The 18,644-nt window shown below is 65.7% G+C and carries 19 protein-coding genes; 8 read left to right on the forward strand and 11 right to left on the reverse strand.

The window, feature by feature from the left end; all coding sequences use genetic code 11:
• Positions 1 to 58 precede the first annotated feature (58 nt).
• Positions 59 to 937, forward strand: coding sequence for a biotin-dependent carboxyltransferase family protein (locus tag ACFWVD_RS21310; RefSeq protein ID WP_379245328.1), 879 nt, complete (start codon positions 59 to 61; stop codon positions 935 to 937).
• Here ACFWVD_RS21310 and ACFWVD_RS21315 read toward each other — a convergent pair.
• Positions 906 to 2,420 carry a DUF4185 domain-containing protein gene (locus ACFWVD_RS21315; RefSeq protein ID WP_379245330.1) on the reverse strand — a complete coding sequence of 505 codons (1,515 nt, stop codon included), beginning with the start codon at positions 2,418 to 2,420 and terminating at the stop codon, positions 906 to 908. The genes ACFWVD_RS21310 and ACFWVD_RS21315 overlap by 32 nt on opposite strands.
• 91 nt (positions 2,421 to 2,511) lie before the next feature.
• Between ACFWVD_RS21315 and ACFWVD_RS21320 the strand changes: the two genes are divergently transcribed.
• On the forward strand, positions 2,512 to 2,766 hold the full coding sequence (locus ACFWVD_RS21320; protein ID WP_379245332.1) for a hypothetical protein: 255 nt from the start codon (positions 2,512 to 2,514) through the stop codon (positions 2,764 to 2,766).
• On the opposite strand, the gene ACFWVD_RS21325 is transcribed toward ACFWVD_RS21320, so the two are convergent.
• Complete coding sequence (locus tag ACFWVD_RS21325; RefSeq protein WP_379245468.1) at positions 2,741 to 3,994, reverse strand: MFS transporter; 1,254 nt, start codon at positions 3,992 to 3,994, stop codon at positions 2,741 to 2,743. The two genes, ACFWVD_RS21320 and ACFWVD_RS21325, sit on opposite strands and share 26 nt — an antisense overlap.
• 250 nt (positions 3,995 to 4,244) lie before the next feature.
• On the opposite strand from ACFWVD_RS21325, the gene ACFWVD_RS21330 reads away from it, so the two are divergent.
• Complete coding sequence (locus ACFWVD_RS21330; protein ID WP_379245470.1) at positions 4,245 to 4,964, forward strand: pirin family protein; 720 nt, start codon at positions 4,245 to 4,247, stop codon at positions 4,962 to 4,964.
• A gap of 2 nt (positions 4,965 to 4,966) precedes the next feature.
• Here the strand turns inward: ACFWVD_RS21330 and ACFWVD_RS21335 are convergent, their stop codons facing one another.
• Positions 4,967 to 5,497, reverse strand: a complete 531-nt coding sequence (locus tag ACFWVD_RS21335) for a hypothetical protein (protein ID WP_379245334.1) — start codon at positions 5,495 to 5,497, stop codon at positions 4,967 to 4,969.
• 210 nt (positions 5,498 to 5,707) lie between these two features.
• On the opposite strand from ACFWVD_RS21335, the gene ACFWVD_RS21340 reads away from it, so the two are divergent.
• Complete coding sequence (locus tag ACFWVD_RS21340) at positions 5,708 to 6,562, forward strand: helix-turn-helix domain-containing protein (RefSeq protein ID WP_379245336.1); 855 nt, start codon at positions 5,708 to 5,710, stop codon at positions 6,560 to 6,562.
• A gap of 10 nt (positions 6,563 to 6,572) precedes the next feature.
• On the forward strand, positions 6,573 to 6,938 hold the full coding sequence (locus ACFWVD_RS21345; protein WP_379245338.1) for a DUF397 domain-containing protein: 366 nt from the start codon (positions 6,573 to 6,575) through the stop codon (positions 6,936 to 6,938).
• Between the two features lie 17 nt (positions 6,939 to 6,955).
• On the opposite strand, the gene ACFWVD_RS21350 is transcribed toward ACFWVD_RS21345, so the two are convergent.
• Both ACFWVD_RS21350 and ACFWVD_RS21355 read right to left on the reverse strand, forming a co-directional pair.
• Positions 6,956 to 7,402, reverse strand: coding sequence for a hypothetical protein (locus ACFWVD_RS21350; protein WP_379245340.1), 447 nt, complete (start codon positions 7,400 to 7,402; stop codon positions 6,956 to 6,958).
• Positions 7,403 to 7,610: 208 nt separating this feature from the next.
• Positions 7,611 to 8,204 (reverse strand): hypothetical protein, encoded by a 594-nt coding sequence (locus ACFWVD_RS21355; protein WP_379245342.1) that lies wholly within the window; start codon positions 8,202 to 8,204, stop codon positions 7,611 to 7,613.
• A 91-nt stretch (positions 8,205 to 8,295) separates the two neighbouring features.
• Here ACFWVD_RS21355 and ACFWVD_RS21360 point away from each other — a divergent pair, with 91 nt between their 5' ends.
• Both ACFWVD_RS21360 and ACFWVD_RS21365 read left to right on the forward strand, forming a co-directional pair.
• Entirely contained in the window at positions 8,296 to 10,311 is a 2,016-nt protein-coding gene (locus tag ACFWVD_RS21360; protein ID WP_379245344.1) for a M13 family metallopeptidase, read from the forward strand.
• A gap of 65 nt (positions 10,312 to 10,376) precedes the next feature.
• Positions 10,377 to 11,120 carry an MBL fold metallo-hydrolase gene (locus tag ACFWVD_RS21365; protein ID WP_379245346.1) on the forward strand — a complete coding sequence of 248 codons (744 nt, stop codon included), beginning with the start codon at positions 10,377 to 10,379 and terminating at the stop codon, positions 11,118 to 11,120.
• Here ACFWVD_RS21365 and ACFWVD_RS21370 read toward each other — a convergent pair whose 3' ends face one another.
• The 5 genes from ACFWVD_RS21370 to ACFWVD_RS21390 form a co-directional block, all read right to left on the reverse strand.
• Positions 11,121 to 12,197, reverse strand: coding sequence for an ABC transporter ATP-binding protein (locus ACFWVD_RS21370; RefSeq protein ID WP_379245348.1), 1,077 nt, complete (start codon positions 12,195 to 12,197; stop codon positions 11,121 to 11,123). It abuts the gene before it with no gap.
• Between the two features lie 64 nt (positions 12,198 to 12,261).
• Positions 12,262 to 13,590, reverse strand: a complete 1,329-nt coding sequence (locus ACFWVD_RS21375) for an ABC transporter substrate-binding protein (protein ID WP_379245350.1) — start codon at positions 13,588 to 13,590, stop codon at positions 12,262 to 12,264.
• A 21-nt stretch (positions 13,591 to 13,611) separates the two neighbouring features.
• Complete coding sequence (locus ACFWVD_RS21380; protein WP_379245352.1) at positions 13,612 to 14,478, reverse strand: carbohydrate ABC transporter permease; 867 nt, start codon at positions 14,476 to 14,478, stop codon at positions 13,612 to 13,614.
• On the reverse strand, positions 14,475 to 15,386 hold the full coding sequence (locus ACFWVD_RS21385; RefSeq protein WP_379245472.1) for a carbohydrate ABC transporter permease: 912 nt from the start codon (positions 15,384 to 15,386) through the stop codon (positions 14,475 to 14,477). The genes ACFWVD_RS21380 and ACFWVD_RS21385 overlap by 4 nt, the downstream gene beginning before the upstream one ends.
• Before the next feature lie 144 nt (positions 15,387 to 15,530).
• The gene (locus tag ACFWVD_RS21390; RefSeq protein WP_379245354.1) at positions 15,531 to 16,406 is read right to left on the reverse strand and encodes a L,D-transpeptidase; all 876 of its coding nucleotides are present in this window, start codon (positions 16,404 to 16,406) and stop codon (positions 15,531 to 15,533) included.
• Between the two features lie 401 nt (positions 16,407 to 16,807).
• Here ACFWVD_RS21390 and ACFWVD_RS21395 point away from each other — a divergent pair, with 401 nt between their 5' ends.
• Complete coding sequence (locus ACFWVD_RS21395) at positions 16,808 to 17,434, forward strand: hypothetical protein (protein WP_379245355.1); 627 nt, start codon at positions 16,808 to 16,810, stop codon at positions 17,432 to 17,434.
• Between the two features lie 60 nt (positions 17,435 to 17,494).
• Here the strand turns inward: ACFWVD_RS21395 and ACFWVD_RS21400 are convergent, their stop codons facing one another.
• The gene (locus ACFWVD_RS21400) at positions 17,495 to 18,163 is read right to left on the reverse strand and encodes a S1 family peptidase (protein WP_379245357.1); all 669 of its coding nucleotides are present in this window, start codon (positions 18,161 to 18,163) and stop codon (positions 17,495 to 17,497) included.
• Positions 18,164 to 18,644 lie beyond the last annotated feature (481 nt).

Genomic DNA, 18,644 nt, shown 5'->3' on the forward strand with positions numbered 1-18,644 from the left:
TACAGGCAAGGGCTGCTCAACGATGCGCCGCCTCGACAGCGAATCGGGGAGAGATCGCATGCTGATCTTTATCGAGCGGGTGGGGCCGCTGGCGACGGTGCAGGACTTGGGCAGACAGGGCTGGTTCGATTCCGGCGTCGGTCAGGCGGGTGCGGCGGATCGCGGCTCGTTGCGGTTGGCGAACCGGCTGGTCGGCAATCCGGAGGACGTCGCCGCCATCGAGGTACTGCTGGGCGGCCTGGAACTGCGCGCCGACGGCCATCTCACGGTCGCGGTCACCGGTGCCCCGGCCCCCGCCACGATCGACGGCACGCCGGTCGGACACGCCAGCGTGCTCGAACTCGAGGAGGGCCAGGTACTGCGACTCGGCCTGGCCACCACTGGTTTGCGCAGTTATGTGGCCGTGCGCGGCGGCATCGACGTGGCCAAGGTGCTCGGTTCCCGCAGCCGCGACACCCTGTCCGGCATCGGCCCCGAACCCCTCCAGGTCGGCACCCAGTTACCCGTGGGTCCCCCGCCGCGCACCCTGCCGACCGTGGAGTTCGCGCCGGTCCCGCTCCCGCCGGAAGTACTGGAAGTCCGCGCGACCCCCGGCCCGCGCGCCGACTGGTTCACCGACCCCGACCAGCTGTTCCGCGGTTCCTGGACCGTGTCCGCCGACACCGACCGCGTCGGCGCTCGCCTCGATCGCGCCGACGGCCCCCCGCTGATCCGGTCGATCACCCGCGAATTGCCGTCGGAGGGCGTCGCGCTCGGCTCGGTGCAGGTGCCGCCCAGCGGTCAACCGATCGTCTTCCTGGCCGATCACCCGATCACCGGCGGCTATCCGGTGATCGCGGTCGTCCTGGACGCCGACGTGGACCGCGTCGCCCAAGCCCGCCCCGGCGACCGGCTGAAGTTCGTGATCAGCGCGGCGGACGCAGGCGCGCGTGCATGAGGTACACGTTGTAGCTGTCCCACGCCGACATCGTGAAATACAGATCCTGCGCCGTCGACCACGGGTGGATGAAGCCGCCGTACGCCTTCGGATACATCTGGGTCGAAACCAGCGGCACCGCCGACGTCCACGCACCCTGCGGTTCACCCGCGGTCCGCAACACGATCTGACTCGCGGCCGAATCCAGGTACACCATCTGCCACTGCTGGCTGTCGGCGTCGAACCGCACCGACAGCTCACTGGCCGTGCCCTGGACCAGCGGCGTCGCCGAATTCTCCGCCGCAGGCGCCCATTTGCCGTCCACCCAGTACTGGTAGGCGGTCTTGTTGAGCACGTCGTCCTTGCGCACCCTGGCCAGCCCGATCACGCCGATCCGACCGTTGGGTGTGCCGAACATGTACACGTACTCGCCGTGCGGCACCATCGCCGCCACCTGGAATCGACCCAGCCCGAACATGTTCTCCCAGCGGGCATGCTGATCTTTGGTCCAGGTCTGCCCGCCGTCATCGGAGTACGCGAGACCGCCGTAGTTGGTCAGCCACATGCCCGGGATCTTCGACCAGTGGTTCACCGACATGTAGCTCATGAATTGCCGCTTGCCGAGGGCGAATCCGGAGGTGGGGATCGTGGTGGTTTCCCAGTTCTTGATCTTGCGGCTGCCCAACAGTTCTGCGGCGTGGCAGGCACTGTCCTGCACCATGGAGTCGATGGTGATGCCGTCGCCCAGGTCCCGGTCGGTGCTGTAGGCCAGCGCATTCGAACGCCAATCGGCCGTGTCGGCCCCCGCCCCGCCGTAGGCCCAGCCTTCGCCGAAGGTGTCGCCGAAAACCATGGCGACCTTGCCCGGTTCGGTTTCCCAGAACAGTCCCAAGTCGGTGCCGTCGACCTGCCAGCGCATGTCGGTCCGGTTGGCCGAACCGTGCCCGGTGACCTGCTCGACCAGGCGCACCGACTCCACCGACGCGGGCATGATCGGCGCGCCCAGCGGTCCCGATTCGACCGGCCGGATCACCGGCGCGGGCGCTTCCTGCGCGGGCTCACCCTCGCCGCCGGGCACCGGAATGGGAATGGGTTCGATCTCCGGATTCAGCCGAATCCTCGGTAGCGCCACCGCGGAACCGGTCGAAGTCTCCTCGACGCGTTCGGGTTCGGGTTCCGGCGTGTCCCGGACCTGCGGACACGGATTCCGGCACGGATCCGACGGCAGCGGAACCTGCGCCACCCGGGTCTGATCATGCGGCGGATCCGGCACCGGCACGGGCGTCAGTTGCGGTACCCAGATCGGGATGTCGATGGTCGGCGGCAGGGCGGGCAGCGGCGGTGCGGCGGGATCGGGCAACCGGCTGACCGGGTCGAATCCTGTTTCGCCACAGGCGTTCACCGGCGGCGGCGCCCACGGCAGCGGGACGGCCTGTGCGGGGACAGCGAGGATGGCGCACAGCACCACACCCAACGCGGCAGTTCCGTGCGGTCTTGCGCGCATCTGGCTCCCTCGAATCGGCGTCGACACCGAACACCGTGATCTTGTGCGAACTTACCGGAACCGAATGGGCTCGGGATGCGTCCTAACAGATGTGAACGACATCGAGTACGTCTTCGGAACCGGTGACCCGCTCGCGCACCACTGGTGCGGCCACGCCGATTTGGCCCACAGCAGCCTCGCCGACGCGCTGTGGGTCGATTACGACGCACCCATCGACGACATGCCGTGGAGTGCGGGCGTGTCGTTCGACGACGAACTACTGCCCGACATCCCGCACGCCACCGTCGACCATCGCACCGTGCTGGCCCAGGACCCGCCGGTCAGCGAACGGTTCGACGGGAGTTGAACGCGATGGCCGCGATGCCGACCGCGTACACCGCGGCACCGGCCAGCACCACCCCGATCGACCGTCCGTCGGCGGGGATCACCAGCGCGGTCACCGCGATCGCCAACACGAAGGAAATGTTGAACACCGTGTCCTGCAGGGCGAATACCTGTCCGCGCTGATCGTCGGGAATGTCGATCTGCATGCTCGCGTCGCCGGTCAGTTTGATGGTCTGACCGGCAACGCCGAGGCCGAACGCGCCCACCAGCAGCAACCGGTGCGCGTTGTCCACCGCCGATCCGGTGGCCAGCGCGATCGGGGTCACCAGCGTGAGCTGCACGATCAGCGCGGTCGTCAACCCGAGCAGCACCGTGCGCGGCCTGCCCAGCCGCGGAATCAGGATCGGTGCGGCCAGCGCCGCCACCAGCATGCCCGCCGCGATCACCACGATCACCACCCCGAAACCGACCAGCCCGCCGCTCATCTCGGAGTCGGTCGGCGCCCGCAACACCAACACCATGATCAGCGTGTTCATCCCGAACACGATGCGGTGGGCGCCGATACCGATCATCGCCGTGGTCACCTGCACCGAATGCCAGACCGCCCGCGCACCCGTGCGCAAGCCCGCCGCGATGGCGTGCACGGTGCTCTCGGTGTCGGCCGAACCGCGGTCGGGCCCGAGCACGTGCGGGCGGAACCCGTAGGCCAGCATCGCGCCGACCAGCGAGCCGATCCCCGACAACCCCACCGCCACCGCCGACCCCGCATCCCCCGGGCCGATCAGCGCGATCACCGCCACCGACGCCGCGGCCCCGATCCCCGCGCACGCCGAAGCCACCGTGGCCAGCACCGAATTCATCGGCACCAACCAGCGTTGTTCCAACACCTGCGGCAGCGCCGCCGACACCCCCGCCAGCACGAACCGGCTGACGCCGACCGTGGCCAGCGCAAGGATCAGCAGCGGCGTCTCCCCCACCCCGAAGCACAACCCGATCGCCGCCGCACCGATCAACACCGCCCGCGCGATACTGGCCACCAGCAGCACACTGCGCCGATCCCACCGGTCCAGCAGCGCGCCCGCGTACGGTCCGAGCACCGAATACGGCAGCAGCAGCACCGCGAACCCGGCCGCGATCGCCAACGGGTCGGCCTCGCGTTCGGGATTGAACAGAATCGCGCCCGACAGTGCCGCCTGGAACATCCCGTCGCCGAATTGCGCGATCAGCCGCAACAGGGCCAGGCGCGGCATCCGCGGGTTGTCGCGCACTATCTCGCGGGTGTCGCGCACCAGATGTTTCAGCGAGATCGGCTGCTCATCCGCCGTATTCGAGCCGTCAGGGGGATGGGTCGACACGCCATGACCTTAGTGCCCCCGCGTGCCGCCGCGGTGCGCGCTCACCCCGTGCTCGGTGCATCCTCGCTATCGGTGCCAGAATTGAACCGTGACGCCCTCCTCGACGACACCGCCGCGCATCGAATTACACCGTGGTGGTGACCGGATGAAGACGCGGATCCCGTGGCTGGATTCGAAGCATTCGTTCTCGTTCGGCGAACATTACGACCCCGACAACACCCATCACGGGCTGCTGCTGGTCAACAACGAGGACGTGGTGCTGCCCGGCGAGGGCTTCGACACCCACCCGCATCGCGACATGGAAATCGTCACCTGGGTGCTGGGTGGCAGCCTGGTGCACCAGGATTCGCTGGGCCACAACGGCATCATCTATCCGGGTCTGGCGCAGCGGATGAGCGCGGGGACCGGGATCCTGCACTCGGAGAAGAACGATTCGTGGAGCCTGGACGGGCGCACCCACGACGAGCCGGTGCACTTCGTGCAGATGTGGGTGGTGCCGGACTCCCCCGGCGTCGACCCCGGCTATCAGCAGCTCGAGATCGATGACGAACTCGCGCGCGGCGAGTTGGTGACGGTGGCGTCGGGGCTACCGCGCTATCGCGACCGCACCGCCATCGCGATCAACTCCTCGCACGCGGCGATGCATGTGGCCAGGATGGCGGCCGACAATCCCGGTGTGACGCTGCCGGACGCGCCCTACCTGCATGTTTTCGTGGCGCGCGGGGAGGTCGATGTCGAGGGTGTCGGCACGTTGGCGCAGGGTGACGCCGTGCGACTGTCGCGTTCGGGCGGTCAGCTGGTTCGTCCGCACGGTGACGCCGAGGTACTGGTGTGGGAGATGCACGCGCGCTTGGGCGGGCAGTGAGCTCAGGCTGATCCCGGCTGCCGCGACAGCGACGCCGACCTGGCGTTGGTCCTGGTAGCGGCGATGATCTGCGCGAAATCCGGGCGGAAATCACCGTCGGGCTGTTGCATCCAGGTGCGATATCCGCTGCGCTCGTCGGCCGGTGACGGCAGCACGATATCGCTGCCGGGCAGCGCGACCGAGGCGCACACCCGGAACAGTTCGGCGAACAGTTCGGTGTCGAGATAGGAATTGTCGACCGGTCCGGTGAGGAAGGTCCAGCGCCCGGAGCGCGGGTGGGCGATGATCGGCCCGCAACGCATGCCGCGGGAGATGAGCAGCCCGCGGACTCGTTCGCCCAGCGTCGACGGCATCACCACCGCCCCGACCGCGCCGATCTCGAGCACGATCCGGCCCAGTGTCGCATCGACCACCCCGTAGAGGCCGTGGTCCTTGCGGTAGCGGCGACAGCGCGCCAAAGCGTCTTGGGTGACCGAGTATTCCTCGGCCGCCGAATACCCGCCCTTGTCCTCATCAGTGCGCAACGTGCTCATCACGACCTCGTCTCCGTCGACGGTGGACTCGATGTAGCTGTGAATTCGCTTGCTCGGAGCTTGGTGCTGCGGTACGAGCGGATGGGGCGGGAAACTTTTTCATAACGGCTGGATGCGAAGGAAAATGGCCGTTCTGTACAGCCTATAGCCGCACAACCGCGCTGACAATAGTCAGTAGCTGGCGTGTCGGTCAGCGTACGATAACTGTTCATGGCTCCCGTTTCGCCGACCGTCGCGCGTTGGGAACTCGTGTTGCGTTTGCGCGATCTGCGCGAGCAGCGCGGTTTCGATTCGGCCGGTTTCGCCCGCCGGGTCGGTTTCACTCCCGCCAACTGGTCGCATGTGGAAAAGGGCAGGCGGGTACTCACCCGCACCACCATCGAACCGGTCCTCGATGTTCTCGACGTGGCCGGCGACGAACGCGGCGAACTGCTCGCGCTTCTCGAAGCGAGCAAAGAGCGCGGCTGGTGGGCCACGACCGCCGCGGCCCTGATCGGTCCCGAACTTCAGCGGCTGTACGGGATGGAGGCCGGCGCGCAGAGCATCCGCAGCTACGACAGCATGATCGTGCCCGGCCTCCTGCAAACCGAGGCGTACGCCCGCGCCCTGATCAGCGCCGATGTGATGATCCGCCCGGTCCAAGTCGACCAATTAGTCTCGATACGACTGCGTCGCCAACAGCGACTGCACGGCCCCGATCCGCTGGAACTCACCGCCGTCCTCGGCGAGGCCACCCTGCGACAACAAACCGGCGGCCCCGAAGTCCTGCGCGAGCAGTTACGCCACCTGGTGAAGCTGGTCCGCGAACTCGACACCGTGGAGGTCCGAGTCATCCCCTTCACTGCCCCCGAAGGTGCCGTTCTCGGCGGTTCCAGCTTCCACCTACTCGACTTCGCAAGCGACCAGCTACCTACCTTCGCGTGGGCCGAAAGCGCCGTCTTCGGCGGTCACGTAGACGACGCCGAACAGGTCCGAGACCTGGGCTTCGCGTACGTGCGCGCCCGCGAGCAATCCCTGTCCCGCGCCGAATCTCTCGCCCTGATCAGCGAGTATGCCAGCGTGTAAGATTCGAGCTATGTCCACCACCGCTCGCCGCACCCCGGCCGACCACGGCTGGTTCACCTCGTCACGCTCGAACAACGGCAACCAATGCGTCGAGGTCCGTTTCGTCGAATCCACTGTCCAGATACGAGACAGCAAATTCCGCCGAAACCCGATGAACGCCGGCTCCGAAGAGCCCATCATCACCGTCGACGCAGCCCTGTGGACAACCTTCCTCCGCTGCCTACTGAGCTCCCGCCGACACCCGTCCCTGGTAGCCCACACCTCCCCCGACGGCACCACCACCCTCCGCCACGACAACACCCTCCTCCACTTCACCGCCGAAGAATGGCAAGCCTTCACCGCCGGCGCCCGAGCCAACGAATTCGCCTGCGTCTGAATCTCGCCCCGTATGAGTCAGGCGTGGTCTCGCTGGTGTCGGTGTTCGAGGATTGCCACGATTCCCAGGTAGCACAGCGTTATCCCCAGGTAGCACAGCGTTGCCGCGCCAGTGATCACCGTCAGCCAAATACCGACGTAGCCGTACCACGTGGTGATTTCGTCAGTGGGCTCGATATACAGCAAGGTGGCCCCGAACACGTCGATACCGAAGACGGCCGCGGCCAGCCGTTTATCCCGATCTTCGTCGGTGACCGCGGCGAGTGCGAGCATCAGTGCCCATGCCGTCAGTCCCGCAGTGCCGATTGTGATCGCGACGACGAAGCCGACGACGCCAACCCACAACGCGACCGTGGCGGCCCGCCCTATGAAGGCCGCGCGCTTCGAAAACCGGTCTTCCGGTGGCCAGTCGTATCCACACCCGCAGTCGCCATCGAAACTGTGGTGTGAGTCGTCGTCGTCCATCCGTACCCCCGACTTGCACACCGCGCCGACGCCACACGGTTCGACCGACCACATTGTCGCAGCTGGCGAACCACCGCGCTAGGCAAGACCCACACGGCGACAGCGTGTTTCGTTGATCGAGTCAGTCGATGAGTTCGACGTGGCACGGGAGTCCGGGGGCTCGGCTCAGTTCGGCGTCGCTGGTGAGTAGGGCGATGTCGAGTAGGTGCTAGGCCGGGTCGGTGTGGAGGTGGCGTAGTCGGCGCGGTTTGCTCGGGAGGGACAGGCGTAGGACGACGCCGCTGGGGCCGCGGGCGGTGGTTCGGGTGCGGTGGTCGAGGTCGATCATGACCTCGGTCAGTTGCCTGCTCATGACTTCCGATGTCCGGCGATCCAGGCGATAGATGGTCTTTCGGGTCGTCACGAAAGATGCCGCGCAGATACCGATGATGCAGGTCACCAGTACGAGTGCGCCCCACTGCCACGCCGCGATGGCGGGCAGGATGTTGAGGCGATCGCCGACCTCGAGTAGCAGGTATGGCACCAGCAGGCAGATCAGCGCGGCGAACAAAACCTGGTACCGCGCGGCCCACTGCAATTCCAGGCCGACGATCGCTTCGGCGAGTGCGCCCTGCTGTTCGGTCGGCGAGAGGGTGTCGAACGCGGGCCCGATGGTGAGCATCGGTGGTTGCTGGGGTCGAAACCGTGGCTCCACACCGTCGAGGCACCAGCGGGGTGTCGTGCCGGCCTCGACTTCTGGAGCAGGCACCTCGAACTGTGCCGCCAGGTTTTCGACATCGGCCCTGATTCGATCTAGATCCACTTGCTGATGATCCACGACGTCACTGCGGGCCGCTCGTCGAGGGGTTGGCGATGCGCACCCCAGGCGTCGATGTTTGGGCATACTGGAGCGCGTGACTTCCGATCTGAGTGCTCCTTCCGGTATCGACCTGTCCTTCCGCGATCAGGAGGTGCGGGTGCAGGATGATCTGTTCTCGCATGTCAACGGGCAGTGGTTGGCGGGGTATGAGATTCCGGCTGATCGGGCTGTCGACGGGGCGTTTCGCACGTTGTATGACCAGGCCGAGTTGGATGTGCAGGCGATCATCACCGACAGTGCGTCCGGTGCCGCGGAGGGGGTGGATGCGCGCAAGATCGGGGATTTGTACTCCAGTTTTATGGCTACCGAGGTGGTGGCTGCTGCGGGGTTCGCGCCGGTTGCCGATGAGTTGAGGGCGATCGCTGAGGTCGCGGATGCGAGTGGGTTCGCGGCGTTGCTGGGTGGGTTGCAGCGGACCGGGGTTCGGGGGGCGGTGGGGTACTACGTCGATACCGATGACAAGGACTCCACGCGGTACCTCGTGCATGCGACGCAGTCGGGGATCGGGCTGCCGGATGAGTCGTATTACCGCTCCGAGGAATTCGCGGAGATCCGCGATGCGTACATCGCGCACATCACGAAGATGTTCACCATCGCGGCCGCCGATGCGTCGTTGGAAGGGCTGCTGCCTGCCGATCCGGCTGATGCTGCCCGGCGCGTGTTCGAGCTGGAACGCACACTGGCCGCGGGACATTGGGATGTAGTGCGTCGGCGCGATGCCGAAAAGAGCTACAACCTCACCACTTTCGCGGATCTGGTCGCCGAGCACCCGGAATTCGATTGGGCCGCGTGGGTAGACGCCATCTCGGCCGGACAAGATCGCGAGGGTGCGGACCTGTTCGCCGAACTCGTGGTCCGCCAGCCCGACTACCTGCGCGCCTTCGCCGACGCGTGGAAGGATGTCCCGCAACAGGATTGGCAGGCCTGGGCGGCCTGGCAGGTCCTGCACGCCCGCGCGGCTTTCCTCACCGACGAGATCGTCGAGGAGAACTTCGACTTCTACGGCCGCACCCTCACCGGCGCCCAGGAGAACCGCGATCGCTGGAAGCGCGGCGTGTCCCTGGTGCAGGAGTTGCTGGGCGAAGCGGTCGGCAAAATCTATGTCGCACGGCACTTTCCGCCCGCGGCGAAGGCTCGGATGGTCGAACTGGTGGCCAACCTGCAGGAGGCCTACCGCCGCAATATCGCCGACCTCGAGTGGATGGGCCCCGACACCCGCGCGGCCGCACTGACCAAGCTGGAGAAGTTCACCCCCAAGATCGGCTACCCCGACACCTGGCGCGACTACGCCGCGGTCGAGATCGACCCCACCGATCTGGTGGGCAACTACCGTCGCGGTTACGCCGCCGATCACGACCGTGACCTGGGCAAACTGGGTGGCGAGGTGGACCGGGGCGAGTGGTTCATGACCCCGCAGACCGTGAACGCCTACTACAACCCGGGCATGAACGAGATCGTGTTCCCCGCGGCGATCCTGCAGCCGCCGTTCTTCGACATGAACGCCGACGACGCCGCCAACTACGGTGGCATCGGCGCGGTGATCGGCCACGAGATCGGCCACGGTTTCGACGACCAGGGCGCCAAGTACGACGGCGACGGCAACATGCAGGACTGGTGGACCGACGAGGACCGCGCCGAGTTCGGCAAGCGCACCAAGGCCCTGATCGACCAGTACAACGTGCTGTCGCCGGCCGACCTCGACGACGAGCACACCGTGAACGGCGAGTTCACCATCGGCGAGAACATCGGCGACCTGGGCGGCCTGTCGATCGCGTTGGCCGCCTACAAGATCTCCCTGAACGGCGAACAACCCCCGGTCATCGACGGTCTCACCGGCCTGCAGCGCGTGTTCTACGGGTGGGCGCAGGTGTGGCGCACCAAGGCCCGCCAGGAAGAGGCGATCCGCCGCCTTGCCATCGACCCGCACTCCCCGCCGGAGTTCCGTTGCAACGCGGTGGTCCGCAATATCGACAGCTTCTACGAAGCCTTCGACGTGACCCCCGACGACAAGCTGTTCCTCGATCCCGAACAGCGCGTGACGATCTGGTGATGTGATTCGAGCCTGCCTGTCGCCCAGCCGGTAGGCTCGAAAATCATTGCTCCGGAGAGGGATTCATGCGTCACCAGCAGGTAGCCGACAACGTTTTCACCATCGCGGGCACCGACGTCAACATGGTCCTACTCCGCGACGGCAGCGACCTCACGCTCATCGACGCGGGCTGGTACGGCGACGCCGCCACCATCGAGAAGTCGATCCGCGCGTTGGGCCACCGCCCCGAAGACATCAGGGCGATCCTGCTGACCCACGCGCACCTGGACCACGTCGGCGCCCTGAACCACCTGCACCGCCACTACGCGATCCCGGTCTACACCAGCGAAACCGAAGTGGCCCACGCCCGCGGCGACGTGCACGAATCCGCCACTCCCCTGGACGTGATCAAGCGCCTGACCGACCGCAAAACCCTCGGCTGGGCCGCCCGCATCACCGCCGCGGGCGGCCTGCGCAAGAACCCGGTCCCCCACATCCAACCCTTCCCCACCGAAGGCCCCCTGGATTTCCCCGGCCACCCCGTCCCCGTCGCGACCCCGGGCCACACCTCCGGCCACACCGTCTTCCACCTCCCCCAGGCAGGCGCACTAGCCACCGGCGACACCCTGTGCACGGCCCACCCGACCTCGAAAATCACGGGCCCCCAGGTACTTCCGTGCTTCTTCAACCACTCCACCGAAGACACCGTCGCAGCCCTGGACATCCTCGAACCCCTCGACGCGGCACTGGTCCTCCCCGGCCACGGCCCCGTCTGGACCGACGGCATCGCGAAAGCGGTAGCCCACGCCCGCGAACACCCGCCGCGCTGATCAGCGCAGGCGCAGGTCGGTCTCGGCGTCGAAGAAGAAGACCTCGTCGACCTTGGGTCGCAGGTGCAGGGTTTCGCCCAGGGTGGTTTTGAAGCGGCGGTCCACTCGTACGACGATCTTGCCGGAGCGGGTGGACCAGTCGGTGCCCGCGCCGTGGGTGTAGACGAAGGATTCGGCGCCGAGTTCTTCGAGAAGTTCGGCGACGACGGTGATGCCGGCGGGGTCGGTAGTGACTTCCCACGATTCGGGGCGGACACCGAGCACTACGCGGGCACCGGAGACGCTGCGCGGCAGGGGAATTCGTAGGCCATCGAGCACGGCATAGCCTTCGACCACGGGCGCTTCGAGCAGGTTCATACCGGGCGAACCGATGAATCCGGCGACGAAAGTGTTCAACGGATTGTCGTAAAGCTCACGGGGAGCGGCGATCTGCTGCAACGTCCCGTCCAGCAGCACCGCAACCCGGTGCCCCATCGTCATCGCCTCGACCTGGTCGTGCGTGACGTAGACGGTGGTGGTCCCCAGTCGCTGCTGCAGGGCGGCGATCTGTGAGCGGGTCGAAACACGCAGTTTCGCGTCCAGATTCGACAGCGGTTCATCCATGCAGAAAACCTGCGGACGACGAACGATGGCCCGCCCCATGGCAACTCGCTGCCGCTGCCCACCCGAAAGCTTGGCCGGTTTGCGATCCAGCAGCGGCTCGAGCTCGAGCATCGCGGCGGCCTCGTGCACTCGAACGAACGTGTCGGACTTGGACATTCCCGCATTCCGCAGCGCGAACCCCATGTTCTCCGCCACGGTCATGTTCGGGTAGAGCGCATAGCTCTGGAACACCATCGCCACGTCACGAGCGCGCGGCGGCAGCCCGGTCACATCACGGTCGCCGATCCGAATAGTCCCGGACTCAACGGATTCCAGCCCGGCAAGCATCCGCAGGCTGGTGGACTTGCCGCAACCCGACGGCCCGACCAGCACCAGGAACTCGCCGTCGGCGATGTCGATGTCGAGTGCGTCGACGGCGGGGGCGTCGGCGCCGGGATAGCGGTGGGTCACACCGTCGAACTGCACTGTGGCCATGCGAATGTCACTCCTGAGAAAGACGAACGGGCCGGTGGTGCGACACCACCGGCCCGCGAAGGAACTACTTGGGCAGCTTGGGCGTGATCTGCCGGTCGATGATCGCCTGCACGTCGGCGGCGACCTTGGCCAGAACCGTTGCCGGATCGGCGTTCTGGAGGCCGATCTGTTCGTAGCCGGTGCCGATGATCTGGTCGGCGCCGGGCACGAACACGCGCGCGTAGTCCTGCGACTTCGCCACCGACAGCTGGTCGATGGCGACCTTGGAGTTCGGGTTCTTCGCCAGGAAGTCGATCTCGGAAGGATCGGTCACGGCCGACTTGCGCACCGGCATGTAGCCCGTGTTCTGCGTGAAGTACGCGGTGTTGGCCGCGTTGGTGATGAACTCGATGAACTTGAGCGCGTTCACCTTTCGCGCCTCGGAGATCCGCGACGGGATCGCCAGACCGGCGCCGCCGGTGGTGACGCCGGGCCCGTTGGGGTGCGGCAGGAACGCGGTGCCGACCTCGAACTTGCCGTCGGCGTTCTTCTTGATGCCCTTGAGGTCGCCGGTGGAGGCGATGGTGGAGGCGGCCACGCCGGTGCCGAAGTCGACCGCGATCTGCGGACGGATGGCGGCGTACTTCTTCACATTGATGGATTCACGCAGATAGGTGGCCGCGGCGATGGAGCCCGGATCGGTGAACTTCAGGGTCCACTTGTCGGAGTACGCGCCACCGAAGGTCCAGTTCGGGCCCTGGAAGGTCCAGCCCAGGTAGTTCTTGGCGTCGCCCCAGGCGTGCGCGAACTTGTCGCCGCCGACCACGGACTGCAGCTTCGGGCCCCACTCGTCGAATTCCTGCCAGGAGTTCGGGCCGCGGTCGGGCAGGCCTGCCTTGGCCCAGACGTCCTTGTTGTAGTAGAACAGCGGCGTCGAGCGGGCGTACGGCAGGGCGTAGTGCTTGCCGTCGAACAGGTAGTCCGCGGCCAGCGAGTCGACGTAGTCGTCGAGCTTCACGCCGGCGGCACCGAAGTGTCCGTCCAGCGGTTCGATCGCCTTGCTCAGCGCGTAGTTGAACCACCAGACATCGGACAGCACAACAACATCGGGCAGGTCACCACCGGTGAGCGCGGCGTTGAACTTCTGCGCCACCTCCTCGTAGTTCTTGCCCGCGTCGACCAGGTTCACCTTGAGCTCGGGGTGCTTGGCCTGGAAGCGGTTGATCAGCTCCAGCTCCAGCTCCTTGGAGGTGCCGGGGTGGTTGGACCAGAAGGTGATGGTGTTGGCGTCACCGGAATCGCCGGATCCACCGCCGGTGCCCGCGCATGCGGTCAGGGCGGCGGCAGCGGCGACGCCACCGGTCAGGCCGATGAAGCCACGGCGACTCAGCGCCGGGAATCGAGAGTGGGACACGGGCGAACTCCTGTTCGAGATTTAACCTTTGACCGCACCGGAGGTGAGGCCTTTGATCATGTGACGTTGCAGGGCAAGGAAAACCAGCAGAATGGGCAGCATCGTGAGCACGGTGCCCGCCATCACCGGCCCCCAGTTGGTGGTGCTGGGGTTCTCGGTGTTCTGCAGCAGGGTCAGGCCGACCGGCAGGGTGGCGACGTCGGCGGAATCGGCCATCAGGAACGGCCACAGGTATTCGTTCCACTCGGTGACCAGCGTGACCACCGCGAACGCGACCATCGTGGGCCCCGACATGGGCAGCACCACGCGGGTGAGCAGCCGCCACCAGTTCGCGCCGTCCATGCGCGCCGCCTCGATCACTTCACCGGGCAGCGACAGGAAGTGGTTGCGCATCAAGAACGTGCCGAAGGCGACGCCGCACAGCGGAATGATGATGCCCTGGAACGTATTTCGCCATCCCAGCTGCGCGATGAACGCGTAGTTGGAGATCACCGTGATCTGGTTGGGCACCATCAGCGCCGCGATGATCACCAGGAACACCAGGTTCTTGCCGGGGAACCGCAGGAACACCAGCCCGTACGCGCTGAACACCCCGAGCGCGAACTTCACCACCGACACGACCCCGGTGACGATGATCGAGTTCCGCAGGAACGTCCAGAACGGCACCGTGGTGGTGGCGTGGCTGTAGTTCTCCGGGTGCCAGCTCGACGGCCAGTAGACCGCGGGCTGGGTGTAGATCTCGGAGCGATCCTTGAGCGAGGTGATCAGGATCCAGAACAGCGGCACGCCCACGATGATCAGCACGCACACCATGGCCGCGTAGCCGAGCAGGGTGATCGCACGTTCGCGTCGCCGGTAGGAAAGGGTTTGCGGGCCTACATGTTTCATCGTTCGCCTCGATCCATCACACGCACCTGGATCAACGTGACCACCAGCAGCACCAAGAACATGATCGAGGCCACGGTGGCGCCGTACCCGGCCCGGAAGTTTTTGAACGACTCCTCGTACACCTGGAACACCATGGTGGTGGTGCCGTTGCCCAGCGGTCCGCCGCGCGTCATCACATTGATGATGTCGAAGACCTGCAGTGAGTTCAGCAGCACGGTGATCGACAGAAAAAATGTGGTCGGGCGAAGCTGCGGCAGTAGAACTTTCGTGAATCGTGTCCAGCTACTGGCGCCGTCCATTTCGGCGGCTTCCAGCAGTTCCGCGCGCACGCCTTGCAGGGCGGCCAGATAGATCACGAAGGCGTAGCCCAGGTTCTTCCAGATGTAAGTGATCGTCACCATGAACAGGGCCCAGTCCGGGTCCTGATAGAAATCGGGCACATTGTCGACACCGACACGATGTAAAAGGTCTTGTACCAGACCGAAGCTCGGATCGAAGATGAATTGGAAAGCTACCCCGATCGCCGCGCCCGAAATCACGAACGGCGCGAAAATCGCCGAGCGAACGACGTTGCGCCCGAACAGCTTTCGGTCCAGAAGCATCGCCAGCGCCAGACCGAGTGCCATGCTCACCACGACCGCGGCCACGGTGAAGATCACCGTATTGCTGACGACTTTCCAGGAGTCGTCGCGCTGCCACCATTCGATGTAGTTGTCGAACCCCACGGAATTGGCCACCGGATCGGCGATGTTCCAGTCGGTGAAAGACAACCGGATATTGTCGGCAAGCGGCCGGTAAACGAACAGGGTCAGCAACGCGAGGTTCGGCACGACAAGTACCACGAACAGCGCGTAGTCCTGCCATCGACGGCTTTTCCCGGGCAATACCCGCTCTGGACTCTTACGCACTGCGGCAGCCTTACGGCGCACGGCGAACTGTTGGTTAACCCTGCCCGCCGATTTTCTGAACATCGGGCACACAGTGGCCAGTACAGCAAAAAGCCGAACAATACGATCAGAAATGATCGTATTGTTCGGCTTTTGTTCAGAACACTAGTTCCAGTCGCCCAAACCATCGCCGGCACTGAGGGTTCCACCCTGCGTACCGGTCACGATCACGGCGTCACCGCGACGGGTGTTCTCCAGGAACCACTTACCGTCTTCGGTGCTCACATTGAGGCAGCCGTGGCTGGCGTTGGAGTAACCCTGCTGGCCCACCGACCACGGGGCGGCGTGCACGAAGATGCCGCTGTTGGACAGGCGGGTGGCGTATTCGACCTCGAGCTTGTAGCCCTCGGGATCGGTGACCGGCACGCCGTAGGTCGACGAATCCATGGTCATCTTCTCGAGCCGCTCGCCCACGATGTAGGTGCCGTTGGGGGTCTCGTAGCCGGGCTTGCCCAGCGAGGTCGGCATTTCGCGCACGACTTCACCGTTGCGGGTGACCACGATCATCTTGGTGGCGTCGTCGACGGTGGCCACGAGCGCGTCACCGATGTGGAACGAGCTGGTGGTGCCGCCCGCGACCACGGTCACGTCGGTGTTGGCCGGCCAGAACTCGGTGGGCTTCCAGCGGACCTGCTTGCTCGAGGTCCAGTAGAAGTGGCCGGGCGCGTTGGCGCTCGAGGTGACCTTGATGGCCCGCTCGGCAGCCGCGCGGTCTTCGACCGGCTCCTGGAAGGTGATGGCGATCGGCTGCGCGACGCCGACGGTCTCGCCGTCGCCGATGTTGATGTTGGGCGGCGCGAAGGGCGCGGCCTGCGCGGGCTCGTTCACCGCGGGCTGGCTGGAACCGCCGAGCCCGAACGGCAACAGGGGCTGCGCCTGCGCGGGCACGACGGCCAGTGCGCCGGTCGCGGCGACCGCTGCCGACAGCAACAGACCCCGGCGAAGCCAGTGCGATTGCGCAATATTTGCCTCGTAGTGCATAAGTTCTCGTCCATTCCATCTCCCGCCCCGCCTGCGACGGCGCGAGATCTTCTCATTGACGCGTAGTGACGCAGAGTCCGCGAAGGGTCTCCACGAGGTAACGATTCCCCGACCCTGACCCTCCATTACTACCCGCACTCGGTGACAACGTGCCAGCGGCGTTGCGCAGTGATAACAACGCGGCAACGATGTGCTGCAGGTCACATAACGCGTTGTTACTGTTCGGCTTTCGTCAAACCCGGCGCTCACAGCGGCAAGTCGGCGACGGTGCGTGCGAGCAGGCGGGAAGCACATCGGTGTAAGTTCCAAACGTCACGTGAGGCAGATCACCCGGCGAATGTGAAGTGGATCGCCCGGTGCAGGAGTCGACGGCGGTGGCTCGAGTGGTGTATTCACAGTGAGTGCTTGCAGATTTGCGATTCGGTCGACTCGTCGGCGCGATCGCCATCACCGTGACCGCGTTCGTCTCCACCGGTTGCGGCGGCACCATCGACGGTCACGCCCAGCCCGCGGTCGACGTCGTGCCCGCCACCAGCAGCGCGAAACCGACCAGCAAGCCGAGCAAACCCAGCAAGACCACCACCGGCAAGCCGACGCCGACCTCGAGCCGGGGCGGCCGGACCGACTTCCAGGCCAACGTCGGCGACTGCGTGAAACTGGGTGGCACGGTCGAGGACGCGAGCATCGAGAAGGCCGCGTGCGGCAGCCGCGAGGCGAACTTCAAGGTCATCGGCAAGGCCAAGAACAGTGAGGGGTGCGTGAGCGACCGCGACCAGGCCTACTTCGAGACCCTGGACGGCGTCCAGACCGGCGCCCTGTGCCTGGACATCGACTGGGTCGTGGGCGGCTGCCTCGATCTGGGCGGCGACGACCCCAAGCGCATCGACTGCACCGAGGGCGGCGTCGACCCGGTCAAGGTGATCACGATCAAGAAGAACACCGCCGACGTCAACGACTGCCCCGACTCCGCGGACTCCGGCTTCGACTACCCGGAGCGTCGGATGGTCGTGTGCACGGAAAGCCTGTAGCGCACACGAAAAGGGCGGGCCGCTGGGAAAATCCGCGGCCCGCCCTGTCTGTGCGAGAAGCTAGATGGGCCGGAAGCCCGAACCCACGCCGCCGCGACCGTTGATGTCGTCCATGATCGAGTTCATGTTGGTGCCGACCTCGGGGCCGAAGCAGGCCACCGCCAGGTAGGCGTTCACCATGCCGACCAGCGTCGACCCGACCACGACCGGCGCACCGGAATCGCCTTCGACCACGCACATCTGCGACCAGGTCTCGGTGTTGGTCTGGAAGACATCGCCCCAGCTGATGCCGCAGGTGTTGCCGGTGGTGCGGCCTTCCTTACACACGATGGTGGGGAACTGCGCGGGCCCGCCGACACCGGTGATGCTGACATTGCCGATCCGGTTGACCGGGGTGACCCGGCCGGGCGTGAACTCGATGACCGCGTAGTCCAGCTCGTGGTTGCTGTACGCGAACCGGCCGATTTCGCCGTAGCCGTGATCCGCTTCCGCCGCGACCGTGGCACCCGCGTCGCCGCAGTGCCCCGCGGTCAAACCGACCAGCCTGCCCGCCGCGTCGTGGCCGATCGTGGTGAGGGTGCACTCGAACGCGTTGTCGATCACGATGCCGGAGCCGCCGCCGATCACCGGGGGGCCGGGCTGTGCCTGGGCCGCGCCGGTGCCGAGCAAGGCTGCACCGAGGGCGAGTGCGAAGGCAGCGTTGGCCACCTTGGCGAGTTTGCTGAACATGTCCCTCCAGATGTCGGAAGTTCGCACGATATCAATACCGTCTGTCTATCGTGCCTGTATTCGGTCCCGGGCGTGGCTGCGGACCGGTGCGTTTGCCCACGGATTCGGTCGCCCGTCCGACTGTCGTTGTCATAGCGATTCCCTATCGAAATCGTGTCGCGGCGAGTCGTTCGTGTTTCGCGCGTGATCTGTTCAGATAATTCGACGAGGGTTTCGTTATGAATGACAGAGTTCCGCAATATTTGTTTGCCGCGACCGCCGGTACTGGGAAACCCTGTCCGAAAAGACCTTCGCGCGTTATCCGCGGACATGCGTAAATACGGGCTGTAGGGTCCGTCGTGACGGGTCTCATAGCCGATTACAACAGTGACCTCCATCTATGACAACGCTCACATGTCGGTGGTGTGTTCTGGGCTACTCCGTAGTAAGGTGCGTCAAGCAAACAAGTCGCCGGGGCGTTGAGGGCCCGGCGTCGAGAGGG

Origin of the sequence: Nocardia sp. NPDC058666, assembly GCF_042714895.1 — a bacterium.
In the GTDB taxonomy this organism is placed as follows: Bacteria; Actinomycetota; Actinomycetes; order Mycobacteriales; family Mycobacteriaceae; genus Nocardia.